This window comes from Macromonas nakdongensis (assembly GCF_002837145.1).
Taxonomy (GTDB): domain Bacteria; phylum Pseudomonadota; class Gammaproteobacteria; order Burkholderiales; family Burkholderiaceae_C; genus Macromonas_B; species Macromonas_B nakdongensis.
The window spans coordinates 1-11,682 of sequence record NZ_NWMV01000141.1 but is presented as its reverse complement, the minus strand read 5'-3'; the positions used below and the strand labels follow the sequence as shown (position 1 = coordinate 11,682).

Sequence of the window (11,682 nt, the reverse complement as noted above, 5' to 3'; positions counted from 1 at the left end):
GGCGGCCTTCCCGGCCATCACCCTGATCGCCTTGCGCCTCTGAACGCCTGGTGTTTCACGGCACGGCCTTGGCTGGGCCGGCCTGCGGGCCCACCACCGCTGCGCACACCTGGGCCAGCAAGGGCAGGGTGGCCTGCTGCGTGAGGGTGGCGGGCCGTTGAGAGCTGGTGGCCATGGACAGGCGCGTGCGCAGGCTGGGCGTGCCGATGGCCCGAACCTGGTAGGCCGACGGGCGCAATGAACTGGCGACTGCGTGCCGGGATAAGATGGCACAGCCCATGCCTTCGGCCACCAGGTCGAGAATTGCCGCCACCCCGTCGATTTCCATGGCCACGTTCGGGCGCAGTCCCAATCCGGCCAGTTCCATTTCCACTTGCATCCGGATGGCGTTGGGCCGGCTGGGAATCACCAGTGGCAGGGTCGCCACCTGGGCCAGGGGCAAGGGTGGCGGTGGCGGGTCCTCCTCCAGGCCGGGGCGGCGCGCTTGCACGAGCACCAGTTCTTCGTCCAGCAGGGGTTGGAGTTCCAGCGCCGGTACGGGTTGGGCGTTGTACAGCAAGGCCACGTCCAATCGGCCGTTGAGCAGCCCTTCCTGCATCGCACTCGACAGCCCTTCGGTGATGGTCAGATGGGCCTCTGGCAACTGCTGCCGGAAGGCCCGCGTCAACGGCACCGTCAGCACCCGGGCCAAGGTGGGCGGCAGGCCGATGGCCACGCGCCCGGCCAGGGCTCCGCGGATGCGGCCCAGGTCTTCCCGCGCACGTTGCACCTGGTGCAGGATGCCGCGGCCGTGGTCCAGCAGCAGCTTGCCGGCCTCGGTGGGCAGGGCACCGCGGCCGTTGCGCACCAGCAGGGTCTGGTGCAACTCCACCTCCAGCAGCCGCACCTGCCGGCTCAAGGCCGGTTGCGCGATGTTCAGCGCGTGCGCGGCGCGGGTGAAGCTGCCCAGCTCCGCCACCCGCACAAAATATTCCAGTTGCTTCAGGTCCATGTGCCCATTCTAAATATGAATCTTCTGGGTATGCCGGTTTGCGATAGCAGCTAGTCCCCCCGCAAGCTTGGTGCCCGGCGGGGGCTGGGCCAGAATCGCGGCTGACCCTGAGCCTCCGTTCCCATTCCCCAGACATGAGCATGACCTTCCGCGGCATTTCCTCCATGGCCACCCGCCTGTTGCTGGCCGAATTGGCCCAGGCCTACACCGAACGCACCGGCGTGGCCGTGCAGATCGAATCCGTGGGCGGTGTGGACGCCGCCCGGCGCGTGCGGGCCGGCGAGGCCTTCGACGTGGTCATCCTGGCGTCCGACGCCATCGCCCAATTGGCGGTCGACGGCCATGTGCAGCCCGGCAGCGCCGTGCCCCTGGTGCGTTCCGGCGTGGGCGTGGCGGTGCGCGCCGGCGCCCCCCGGCCCGACCTGTCCAGCGAAGCCTCGGTGCGCCAGGCGGTCGCCTCGGCCCGCAGCCTCAGTTGCTCCACCGGTCCCAGTGGCGTGGCCCTGGCCCAGTTGTTCGAACGCTGGGGCCTGGCCGAGCACTTGCGCAACCGCACCGTCACCCCGCCACCCGGCACGCCGGTCGGCTCCCTGGTGGCCAGCGGGGCGGTGGAGCTGGGTTTCCAGCAGCTCAGCGAGTTGATCCACCTCGACGGCATCGACGTGGTCGGTCCCTTGCCCCCGGCCATTCAGGTGGTGACCACCTTCACCGGTGCGGTGGGCGCCACGTCGCAGCAGCCGGCCGCGGTGCGCGACTTCCTCGCCTTCCTCGCCTCCCCCGACACCGCCGCCGCCAAGCAGCGCCAGGGCATGGACCCGGCCTGAGTGGCGCCCAGCCCCCCAAAAAACCGCTTCCCGACTTTGGAGACCCCATGACGAAACCCCTCATCATCGACGTCCACGGCCACTACACCACGGCCCCCGCCGCCCTGGGTGTCTGGCGCGACCTGCAGATCGCCGCCCTGAAAGACCCGAGCAAGACGCCCGACCCCAAAAGCCTGAAGATCAGCGACGACGAATTGCGCGAGTCCATCGAGACCAACCAGCTCAAGCTGATGAAAGAGCGTGGCAGCGACCTGACCGTGTTCAGCCCGCGTGCCAGCTTCATGGCCCACCACATCGGCGACTTCAACACCTCGTCCACCTGGGCGGCCATCTGCAACGAACTGTGTTACCGCGTCAGCCAGTTGTTCCCCGACCACTTCATCGGCGCCGCCATGTTGCCGCAGTCGCCGGGCGTGGACCCCGCCACCTGCATCCCCGAGCTGGACAAGTGCGTTCGGGAATACGGCATGGTGGGCATCAACCTGAACCCCGATCCGTCCGGCGGCCACTGGACCAGCCCGCCGCTGACCGACCGCCACTGGTACCCCATCTACGAAAAGATGGTGGAGCACGACATCCCGGCCATGATCCACGTCTCCACCAGCTGCAACGCCTGCTTCCACACCACCGGCGCGCACTACCTGAACGCCGACACCACCGCCTTCATGCAGCTCATCCAGGGCGACCTGTTCAAGGACTTCCCGACGCTCAAGTTCCTGATCCCCCACGGCGGTGGCGCGGTGCCCTACCACTGGGGCCGCTTCCGTGGCCTGGCGCAGGAAATGAAGAAGCCCCTGCTGCAAGAGCACCTGCTCAACAACGTGTTCTTCGACACCTGCGTGTACCACCAGCCCGGCATCGACCTGCTGACCAAGGTGATCCCGGTGGACAACATCCTGTTTGCCAGCGAGATGATCGGCGCCGTGCGCGGCATCGACCCCGAAACCGGCCACTACTACGACGACACCAAACGCTACGTGGCCGCCACGCCCAACCTGACGGAGGAGCAGCGCCACAAAGTGTTCGAAGGCAACGCCCGCCGCGTGTTCCCGCGCATGGATGCCGTGCTCAAGGCCAAGGGCCTGTGATTCACAAGGAAACCAAGATGTACGAACTCGGAGTCGTTTACCGCAACATCACCCGCGCCGACCGCGCCGCCGCCGATGGCCTGGCCGCCCTGGGCTCGGCCACCGTGCACGAAGCCATGGGCCGCGTCGGCCTGCTCAAACCCTACATGCGCCCGATCTTCGCCGGGCAACAGGTGTCCGGCACCGCCGTCACCGTGCTGCTGCAGCCCGGTGACAACTGGATGATGCACGTGGCCGCCGAGCAGATCCAGCCCGGCGACGTGGTGGTGGCCACCGTCACCGCCGAATGCACCGACGGCTACTTTGGCGACCTGCTGGCCACCAGCTTCCAGGCCCGGGGCGCGCGTGCGCTCGTCATCGACGCCGGCGTGCGCGACGTGGCCGAACTGCAGCGCATGAACTTCCCGGTCTGGAGCAAGTGCATCAGCTCCAAAGGCTGCATCAAGGCCACGCTGGGCTCGGTGAACATCCCCATCGTCTGCGCCGGCATGCTGGTCACCCCCGGTGACGTGATCGTGGCCGACGACGACGGCGTGGTCTGCGTGCCCGCCGCCCGTGCGGTGGAAACCCTGGCCGCGGCGCAAAAGCGCGAAAGCTTCGAAGGCGAAAAGCGCGCCAAGCTGGCCGCCGGCGTGCTGGGCCTGGACATGTACAAGATGCGCGAGCCTCTGGCCGCTGCGGGCCTGAAATACATCGATTGAGTGCAAACACCCTGGGTGGAGAGATGGCCCAACCCTGCCGAGGCTCATCCGTCCTGCGGCCGGAAAATCGCCTCAACAGGGCCGGGCCATCTCTCTGCCAGCATCTGGAGCAACCATGAGCAAACCCACTTCCGGTGATTTCACCAAGACCGCCGGCTGGCTGGACTGGTACACCGGCCCCAGCAAACCCAAATTCCAGTTGCCCGCCGGCGCCGTGGACGCGCACTGCCACGTCTTCGGCCCGGGCGCCGAATTTCCCTACGCCCCCGAGCGCAAGTACACGCCCTGCGACGCCAGCAAGCACGAGCTGTACGCGCTGCGCGACCACCTGGGCTTCGTCCGCAACGTGGTGGTGCAGGCCACCTGCCACGGCGCCGACAACCGCGCCATGGTGGACGCTTGCCTGTCCAGCGGCGGCAAGGCGCGTGGTGTGGCCACGGTCAAGCGCTCGGTGACCGACGAAGAACTGCAGGCCCTGCACACCGCTGGTGTGCGCGGCGTGCGCTTCAACTTCGTCAAGCGCCTGGTGGACTTCACGCCCAAGGACGAACTGATGGAGATCGCCGGCCGCATCGGCAAATTGGGCTGGCACGTGGTCATCTACTTCGAGGCGGTGGACCTGCCCGAGCTGTGGGACTTCTTTACCGCGCTGCCCACCACCGTGGTGGTGGACCACATGGGCCGCCCCGATGTGAGCAAGGGCGTGGACAGCGAAGAGTTCGCGCTGTTCCTCAAGTTCATGCGCGAACACCAGAACGTGTGGAGCAAGGTGAGCTGCCCCGAACGCCTGAGCGTGACCGGCCCGAAGGCCCTGAACGGCGAGCAGGAGGCCTACCAGGACGTGGTGCCCTTCGCGCGCCGCGTGGTGCAGGAATTCCCCGACCGCGTGCTGTGGGGCACCGACTGGCCGCACCCCAACCTGAAAGACCACATGCCCGACGACGGCCTGCTGGTCGATTTCATCCCGCAGATCGCGCCCACCGCCGAACTGCAGCAGAAACTGCTGGTCGACAACCCGATGCGTCTCTACTGGCCCGAGGAGATCTGACATGGCCCTGGAAAAACCCTACACCAACGTGCCCGGCACGATCATTTTCGATGCCGAGCAGAGCCGCAAAGGCTACTGGCTCAACCAGTTCTGCATGAGCCTGATGAAGGCCGAGAACCGCGAACGCTTCAAGGCCGACGAACGCGCCTACCTCGACGAGTGGGCCATGACCGAGGAGCAGAAGCAGGCCGTGCTGGCCCGCGACCTGAACTGGTGCATGCGCACCGGCGGCAACATCTATTTCCTGGCCAAGATCGGCGCCACCGACGGCAAGAGCTTCCAGCAGATGGCGGGCTCCATGACCGGCATGACCGAAGACGAATACCGCGCCATGATGCTGGCCGGTGGACGCAGCGCTGAGGGCAACCGCTACATCGGCGAAAACGGCGACGCGCAGGCGCACCGCCAACCCCAAGGTTCTGGTTCCGCCGTCGCAGGCAAGAAAGCATAAACACCATGGCACGCATCACCGCCTCCGTTTACACCTCGCACGTGCCCGCCATCGGCGCTGCCATGGACCTGGGCAAGACCCAGGAAGACTACTGGAAGCCGCTGTTCGCGGGGTACGACTACTCCAAGCAGTGGATGAAGGACAACAAGCCCGACGTCATCTTCCTCGTCTACAACGACCACGCCACGGCCTTCAGCCTGGAGATGATCCCGACCTTCGCCATCGGCACGGCGGCCGAGTTCACGCCCGCCGACGAAGGCTGGGGTCCGCGCCCGGTGCCGGTGGTCAAGGGCCACCCGGAGCTGGCCTCGCACATCGCGCAGTCGGTCATCCAGCAGGATTTCGACCTCACCATCGTCAACAAGATGGACGTGGACCACGGCCTGACCGTGCCGCTGAGCCTGATGTGCGGCGAGTTGGACCCGAAGAAGGACGCCTGGCCCTGCCCGGTGATCCCGTTCGCGGTCAACGTGGTGCAATACCCGGTGCCCTCGGGCAAGCGCTGCTTCGCGCTGGGCCAGGCCATCCGCAAGGCGGTCGAAAGTTTCGACGAAGACCTGAACGTGCACATCTGGGGCACGGGCGGCATGAGCCACCAGCTGCAAGGCGCGCGCGCCGGCCTCATCAACCGCGAGTGGGACAACGCCTGGTTGGACCAGCTCATCAACGACCCGGTGGCCTGCGCCCACACGCCGCACATCGACTACGTGCGCGAGGCCGGCAGCGAAGGCATTGAACTGGTGATGTGGCTGATCGCGCGCGGTGCGATGGCCGATGTCAACGACGGCCAGGTCACCGGCCCGCTGCCCACCGTCAAGCACCGCTTCTACCATGTGCCCGCGTCCAACACGGCGGTGGGCCACGTGATCCTGGAAAATTCGGCGGCCTGAGCCCGCCCCTACCACCCGAGACCCCTTGCCATGACCATCAAAGTTGCACTCGCCGGCGCCGGCGCCTTCGGCATCAAGCACCTGGACGGCATCCAGAACATCCCCGACGTCGAGGTCGTGTCCCTGATCGGCCGCCGCCTGGACCAGACCCAGGAAGTCGCCGCCAAGTACGGCATTCCCCACGTCACCACCGACCTGACCGAAACGCTCAAGATCCGTGGAGTGGACGCGGTGATCCTGTGCACCCCCACGCAGATGCACGCCAGCCAGTCCATCGCCTGCCTGGAAGCCGGCAAGCACGTGCAGGTGGAAATCCCCTTGTGCGACGAACTCAAGGCCGGCCAGGAAGTGGCGCGCCTGCAAAAGGAAACCGGCAAGGTGGCCATGGTGGGCCACACCCGCCGCTTCAACCCCAGCCACCAGTGGGTGCACAAGAAGATCGCCGCCGGCGAATTCAACATCCAGCAGATGGATGTGCAGACCTATTTCTTCCGCCGCACCAACACCAACGCGCTGGGTCAAGCCCGCAGCTGGACCGACCACCTGCTGTGGCACCACGCCGCCCACACCGTGGACCTGTTCGCTTACCAGGCCGGCAGCCCCATCGTCAAGGCCAACGCCCTTCAGGGCCCGATCCACCCGGTGCTGGGCATCGCCATGGACATGAGCATCCAGCTCCAGGCCGCCAACGGCGCCATCTGCACGCTGAGCCTGTCGTTCAACAACGACGGCCCGCTGGGCACCTACTTCCGTTACATCGGCGACACCGGTACCTACCTGGCCCGCTACGACGACCTGTACACCGGCAAGGAAGAGAAGATCGATGTGTCCAACGTGGACGTGTCCATGAACGGCATCGAGCTGCAGGACCGCGAGTTCTTTGCCGCCATCCGCGAAGGCCGCGAGCCCAACGCCAGCGTGGCCAGCGTGCTGCCGTGTTACGAGGTGCTGCACCAACTGGAACAGCAGCTCAACGCCTGAGCCCACCCGCCATGCCACCACGCCAGCTCGGACCCTTCAGCGTCGGCCCCATTGGCCTGGGCTGCATGAACCTCTGCCACGCCTACGGCCAGCCGGTGTCGGAGCCGCAGGCCGAGCGCCTGCTGCGCGCCGCGCTGGACGCTGGTGTGACCCACTTCGACACCGCTGCGCTGTACGGCTTTGGCGCCAGCGAAACGCTGGTGGGCAAGTACCTGTCGCCGCACCGCTCGCGCTTTACCTTGGCCAGCAAGTGCGGCATGACCGGCGTGCCCAACGAACAGGGCGTGAAGGTCCGCGTCATCGACGGCCGGCCCGCCACGCTGAAAGCCACGTGCGAGGCCGCGCTGCAACGCCTGCGCGCCGACGTCATCGACCTGTACTACCTGCACCGCTGGGACAAGCAGGTGCCCATCGAAGACAGCGTGGGAGCCCTGGCAGACCTGGTGCGCGAGGGCAAAATCCGCGCCATCGGGCTCAGCGAGGTGTCGGCCCCGACGCTGCGCCGCGCCCACGCGGTGCACCCCATTGCCGCGCTGCAGACCGAGTATTCACTGTGGACGCGTAACCCCGAAATCGCGGTGCTGGACGCCTGCCGCGAACTGGGCGTGGCCTTTGTCGCCTTCAGCCCGCTGGGCCGGGGCTTTCTCTCCGGTCCGCTGGACGTGACCGCCTTCGACGCCCAGGACATCCGTCGCGCCATGCCGCGCTTTGCGCCCGACGCCCACGCCCACAACCAGGCGCTGTGGCCGGCCTACCGCGCCCTGGCCGACGAGGTGGGCTGCACGCCGGCCCAACTGGCGCTGGCTTGGTTGCTGCACCGGGCCCCGCACATCCTGCCCATACCCGGCACCACCGATGTGAGGCACCTGCACGACAACCTGGGCGCCGTGGACGTGCACCTGAGCGACGCCGTGATGCAGCGGCTGGAGGGCCTGATGCACGACCGGCTGGTGCAGGGCAGCCGCTACAACGCCCAGGGCAACCGCGAGGTGGACACCGAAACCGCCTGAAGCGCCTGGTCGGCGTCACGCCTTTGGGCTATATTGGGCGGGGCGTGTCTGCCATTTTTGTGGCGGCCGCACCATTCTTCCACCGCACCCAAGGGGACGCCATGAAACCGTTGTTTGCATTGCTGACGCTGGCCTGCGCCCTGGCCGCACCGGCCAGTTGGGCCCAAGAGAAAGCCCAGGGCCCGGGGCAAAGCTGTCACGCCGCGGCGGCCGAGAAAAAGCTCGCCGGTGCCGCCAAAAACTCCTACCTGAAGAAGTGCGAGCGCGACGCGCACGCCGTCTGCACCTCGGCCGCGGCCGAGAAGAAACTGGGCGGCGCCGCCAAAAACAGCTTCACCAAAAAGTGCGTGAAAGACGCCGTCGGCGCGCCCGGTTGATCCCATGAAAAAGGGGGCCTGACGGCCCCCTGGTGCGTTCCCAGGCCGGGCCCAAGCCCGGCCTCCCGACTCAAAGCGAGTCGATGAAGCTGCGCAGCTTGTCGCTGCGGCTCGGGTGCTTGAGCTTGCGCACCGCCTTGCTCTCGATCTGGCGGATGCGCTCGCGCGTCACGTCGAACTGCTTGCCCACTTCTTCCAGCGTGTGGTCGGTGGACATTTCGATGCCAAAGCGCATGCGCAGCACCTTGGCTTCGCGCGGCGTCAGGCTGTCCAGAATCTCCTTGACCACCTCGCGCAGGCCCGCCTGCATCGCCGCGTCCATGGGCGCGGTGTTGGCGCTGTCTTCGATGAAGTCGCCCAGGTGCGAATCGTCGTCGTCGCCGATGGGGGTTTCCATCGAGATCGGCTCTTTCGCGATCTTCATGATCTTGCGGATCTTGTCCTCGGGCATCTCCATCTTTTCGGCCAGGATGGACGCGTCCGGCTCAAAGCCATGCTCCTGCAGGTGCTGGCGGCTGATGCGGTTCATCTTGTTGATCGTCTCGATCATGTGCACCGGGATGCGGATGGTGCGCGCCTGGTCGGCGATCGAGCGGGTGATCGCCTGGCGGATCCACCAGGTCGCGTAGGTCGAGAACTTGTAGCCGCGGCGGTATTCGAACTTGTCCACCGCCTTCATCAGACCGATGTTGCCTTCCTGGATGAGGTCGAGGAACTGCAGGCCGCGGTTGGTGTACTTCTTGGCGATGGAGATGACCAGGCGCAGGTTGGCCTCGATCATCTCCTTCTTGGCGTCGCGCGACATGCGCTCGCCTTCGTTCATGCGCTTGTGGATGGCCTTGAGCTGTTCCAGCGGCACCACCACGTTGGCCTGCAGGTCGATCAGTTGCTGCTGCAGTTCCTGGATGGGCGGAACATTGCGCGCCATCACCGTGCTCCAGGGTTTGCCGGCGGCCGCCTGCTTCACCACCCAGTCGCGGTTGAGCAGGTTGGGCGGGAAGTCGGCCACGAACTTGTCCTGCGGCATGCCGCACTTGTCCACGATGATGCGGCGCAGCTCGCGCTCTTTCTTGCGCACGCCGTCCACCTGCTGGCGCACGGTTTCGCACAGCTTTTCGATGGCCTTGGCGGTGAAGCGGATGGACATCAGCTTCTCGGTCAGCGCGGCCTGGGTCTTCTGGTAGGCGGGCGTGCCGTAGCCTTCCTTGTCGTAGAGCTTGTGCAGCTTCTCGAACAGCTCGCGCATGGCGTCGAAGCGGCTCAGGGCTTCACGCTTGAGTTCTTCCATCTTGCGCGTCAGTGCCTTGGAGCCGCCCTTGCCGTCGTCGTCGTCGGCCTCGTCGTAGTCGTCGAAGTCTTCTTCGGCCACGTAGTCGTCGGCCTCGTTCGAGTCGGCAAAGCCGTCCACGATGGTGGAGATGACCGCTGCGCCCGAACGGATTTCCTCGCCCATGGCCAGGATTTCGTTGATGGTGGCGGGCGACTCCGAAATCGCGGCCATCATCTCATTCAAGCCGCCTTCGATGCGCTTGGCGATTTCGATTTCGCCCTCGCGCGTCAGCAGTTCCACCGTGCCCATTTCGCGCATGTACATGCGCACCGGGTCGGTGGTGCGGCCGAATTCGCTGTCCACGGTGGACAGGGCGGCTTCGGCTTCCTCTTCGGCTTCCTCTTCGGTCGCGGCGGTGGGGCCGGTGTTGCTCAGCAGCAGGGTTTCGGCGTCGGGCGTCTGTTCGTAGACGGCCACACCCATGTCGTTCAGCAACGACACCACCACCTCCAGCGTTTCCTGCTCCACCAGTTTGTCGGGCAGGTGGTCGTTGATCTCGCCGTGGGTCAGGTAGCCGCGCGTCTTGCCCAGCTTGATCAGGGTTTTCAGGCGCTCGCGGCGCAGCTTGGCTTCTTCTTCGGTCAGGACGGTGTCGTCCAGGCCGAATTCCTTCATCAAGGCACGTTCCTTGGCCTTGCTGATCTTCATGCGCAGCGGCTTGACCTTCTCGACCGGCTCGGCGGCCGCTTCGGCCTCCACCGCCTCGGGTTCTTCGCCCAGGTCCTCGTCGATGTCGCTCAGGTCGGCGTCGTCGAAGTCGGCCTCGCTCTTTTCCGCGGCCTTGGGCTTGCGGCCCCGTTTGGCGGCCGGTTTCTTGGGGGCGGCGGCCGCGGGGGCGTCATCGCCTTCGGCGGCGGCTTTCTTGCGGGTCGCGCGTTTTTTCGGCGCGGTGGCGGCGTCGGCCTGTGCGGCGGCGGCCAACAGTTCGTCGGCGGCTTTGGTCAAAGAGGCTTTGCTGGCTTTGGTGCTCACGAGTGGCGCTTTCTGCCCGAACCGAAACGGCCCTGGCGGTGGATGCGGAATACTACGAAGAATCGGAATTCGGCAGGCGTGCTGCCGAGCGCCACGCCCGGCGAGGGGCGTGTTCCGCAAGCGGTGAGGGCGATCATTTGGTGTGCAGTCCTTGCGGGGAGGCGGTGCGTGCCTTGGCCTGGGGGCGGTGCCCTGAAACCCGTGCGGGGTGTTGGCCGGTCCGGAGGTGCTGCTGTCGCACTTGCGTTAAGTAATGGATTATACCTTTTCCTGCCCGTTGCCGCTGGGCGCGTCTGGCCTCAAGTGCGCGCGTCGGCTTCCAGTGCCTTGCGCGCCAGTTGCACTTCACGATACAGGCTCAGCGCCGCGGGGTCGGCGGCCACCTGCGCGATCAGGTCGGTTTCGCGCTGCTTGAGGTGGTCGATGTGCATGCGGCGCAGCAGTTCGCGCAGCTCGCGGCGAATTTCCGCTGCCGTCGGCGGGGCGCTCTCGGGCGAGGCGTCTTCGGTGTCGTGGCGCTCCAAGGCAATGCCGCTGGCGTTCAGGTCCACGGCCAGGGCTTCGAAAGGCTGGTCGCGCAGGGCTTCGCGCAGCGCCGCCCAGGGCTGGGCGCCGTGTTCGTGCCACTGGGTTTCCAGCCAGGCGAACAGCGGGCCGTGCGGCGCGGGTTCGTGCCCCAGCAGGTGGTGGTCTTCGGCCGTCAGCCAGTCCCAGGCCTCGGGCGTGCTCAGCACGATGCGGGCGACGCGGTCGGCCTTGCCCAGCAGGCCGCGGGCCAGGGTGTTGCGGGGGCGTGGCGCCCAGCCCTGGCGGCTGCGGGGGCGGCTGCCGCCGCCGTCGTTGGGGGCGGGGCGGTAGGGGGGCGGCGGCGCGGCCTCGCCCGGGGTAGGGGACTCGCCGCCCCCAGGGGCCGGTCGTGCCTGCACGCGGGCCGCCCGGGTGGCCGCGCCACCGCGTTGCCCCGGCATCTGCCACAGGCCAGCCAATTCGCGCGGGTCCAGGCCCACGCCGTCGGCCAG

The 11,682-nt window shown here is 66.8% G+C and carries 12 protein-coding genes and 1 pseudogene; 9 read left to right on the top strand and 4 right to left on the bottom strand.

Annotation, left to right across the window (positions count from 1 at the left end; genetic code table 11):
- Positions 1-55: 55 nt before the first annotated feature.
- Positions 56-991: a LysR substrate-binding domain-containing protein gene (locus CON77_RS14290; RefSeq protein ID WP_101050213.1), complete on the bottom strand. Its 936-nt coding sequence runs from the start codon at positions 989-991 to the stop codon at positions 56-58.
- A gap of 134 nt (positions 992-1,125) precedes the next feature.
- On the opposite strand from CON77_RS14290, the gene CON77_RS14285 reads away from it, so the two are divergent.
- The 9 genes from CON77_RS14285 (at position 1,126) to CON77_RS14245 (ending at position 8,361) form a co-directional block, all read left to right on the top strand.
- Positions 1,126-1,815 (top strand): substrate-binding domain-containing protein, encoded by a 690-nt coding sequence (locus CON77_RS14285; RefSeq protein WP_232788558.1) that lies wholly within the window; start codon positions 1,126-1,128, stop codon positions 1,813-1,815.
- A gap of 47 nt (positions 1,816-1,862) precedes the next feature.
- On the top strand, positions 1,863-2,903 hold the full coding sequence (locus CON77_RS14280) for an amidohydrolase family protein (protein ID WP_101050211.1): 1,041 nt from the start codon (positions 1,863-1,865) through the stop codon (positions 2,901-2,903).
- Between the two features lie 17 nt (positions 2,904-2,920).
- On the top strand, positions 2,921-3,604 hold the full coding sequence (gene ligK, locus CON77_RS14275; protein ID WP_101050215.1) for a 4-carboxy-4-hydroxy-2-oxoadipate aldolase/oxaloacetate decarboxylase: 684 nt from the start codon (positions 2,921-2,923) through the stop codon (positions 3,602-3,604).
- 115 nt (positions 3,605-3,719) lie between these two features.
- Positions 3,720-4,652 (top strand): amidohydrolase family protein, encoded by a 933-nt coding sequence (locus CON77_RS14270; protein WP_101050209.1) that lies wholly within the window; start codon positions 3,720-3,722, stop codon positions 4,650-4,652.
- Position 4,653: 1 nt separating this feature from the next.
- A complete protein-coding gene (ligA, locus tag CON77_RS14265; RefSeq protein WP_101050207.1) occupies positions 4,654-5,103 on the top strand; it encodes a protocatechuate 4,5-dioxygenase subunit alpha in 450 nt (149 codons plus the stop codon).
- A gap of 5 nt (positions 5,104-5,108) precedes the next feature.
- On the top strand, positions 5,109-5,993 hold the full coding sequence (locus CON77_RS14260) for a class III extradiol dioxygenase subunit beta (RefSeq protein ID WP_101050205.1): 885 nt from the start codon (positions 5,109-5,111) through the stop codon (positions 5,991-5,993).
- A 30-nt stretch (positions 5,994-6,023) separates the two neighbouring features.
- Positions 6,024-6,974: a Gfo/Idh/MocA family oxidoreductase gene (locus CON77_RS14255; RefSeq protein ID WP_101050203.1), complete on the top strand. Its 951-nt coding sequence runs from the start codon at positions 6,024-6,026 to the stop codon at positions 6,972-6,974.
- A gap of 11 nt (positions 6,975-6,985) precedes the next feature.
- Positions 6,986-7,984 carry an aldo/keto reductase gene (locus CON77_RS14250; RefSeq protein ID WP_101050201.1) on the top strand — a complete coding sequence of 333 codons (999 nt, stop codon included), beginning with the start codon at positions 6,986-6,988 and terminating at the stop codon, positions 7,982-7,984.
- 101 nt (positions 7,985-8,085) lie between these two features.
- Entirely contained in the window at positions 8,086-8,361 is a 276-nt protein-coding gene (locus CON77_RS14245; protein ID WP_101050199.1) for a hypothetical protein, read from the top strand.
- A gap of 70 nt (positions 8,362-8,431) precedes the next feature.
- Here the strand turns inward: CON77_RS14245 and rpoD are convergent, their stop codons facing one another.
- From rpoD to CON77_RS15280, 3 genes and pseudogenes are all read right to left on the bottom strand, one after another.
- A complete protein-coding gene (gene rpoD / locus CON77_RS14240; RefSeq protein ID WP_439650586.1) occupies positions 8,432-10,714 on the bottom strand; it encodes an RNA polymerase sigma factor RpoD in 2,283 nt (760 codons plus the stop codon).
- On the bottom strand, positions 10,660-10,800 hold the full coding sequence (locus CON77_RS15660; protein ID WP_232788556.1) for a hypothetical protein: 141 nt from the start codon (positions 10,798-10,800) through the stop codon (positions 10,660-10,662). The genes rpoD and CON77_RS15660 overlap by 55 nt, the downstream gene beginning before the upstream one ends.
- Positions 10,801-10,962: 162 nt before the next feature.
- Positions 10,963-11,682 (bottom strand): annotated as a pseudogene (locus CON77_RS15280) (hypothetical protein); the annotation flags it as partial.

Coding starts and splice junctions, on each gene's coding strand:
- CON77_RS14260 (WP_101050205.1), top strand. CDS start 5,109: ATGGCACGCATCACCGCCTCCGTTTACACCTCGCACGTGCCCGCCATC.
- CON77_RS14270 (WP_101050209.1), top strand. CDS start 3,720: ATGAGCAAACCCACTTCCGGTGATTTCACCAAGACCGCCGGCTGGCTG.
- CON77_RS14245 (WP_101050199.1), top strand. CDS start 8,086: ATGAAACCGTTGTTTGCATTGCTGACGCTGGCCTGCGCCCTGGCCGCA.
- CON77_RS14255 (WP_101050203.1), top strand. CDS start 6,024: ATGACCATCAAAGTTGCACTCGCCGGCGCCGGCGCCTTCGGCATCAAG.
- CON77_RS14285 (WP_232788558.1), top strand. CDS start 1,126: ATGAGCATGACCTTCCGCGGCATTTCCTCCATGGCCACCCGCCTGTTG.
- CON77_RS14290 (WP_101050213.1), bottom strand. CDS start 991: ATGGACCTGAAGCAACTGGAATATTTTGTGCGGGTGGCGGAGCTGGGC.
- CON77_RS14250 (WP_101050201.1), top strand. CDS start 6,986: ATGCCACCACGCCAGCTCGGACCCTTCAGCGTCGGCCCCATTGGCCTG.
- CON77_RS15660 (WP_232788556.1), bottom strand. CDS start 10,800: ATGATCGCCCTCACCGCTTGCGGAACACGCCCCTCGCCGGGCGTGGCG.
- CON77_RS14280 (WP_101050211.1), top strand. CDS start 1,863: ATGACGAAACCCCTCATCATCGACGTCCACGGCCACTACACCACGGCC.
- ligA (WP_101050207.1), top strand. CDS start 4,654: ATGGCCCTGGAAAAACCCTACACCAACGTGCCCGGCACGATCATTTTC.
- ligK (WP_101050215.1), top strand. CDS start 2,921: ATGTACGAACTCGGAGTCGTTTACCGCAACATCACCCGCGCCGACCGC.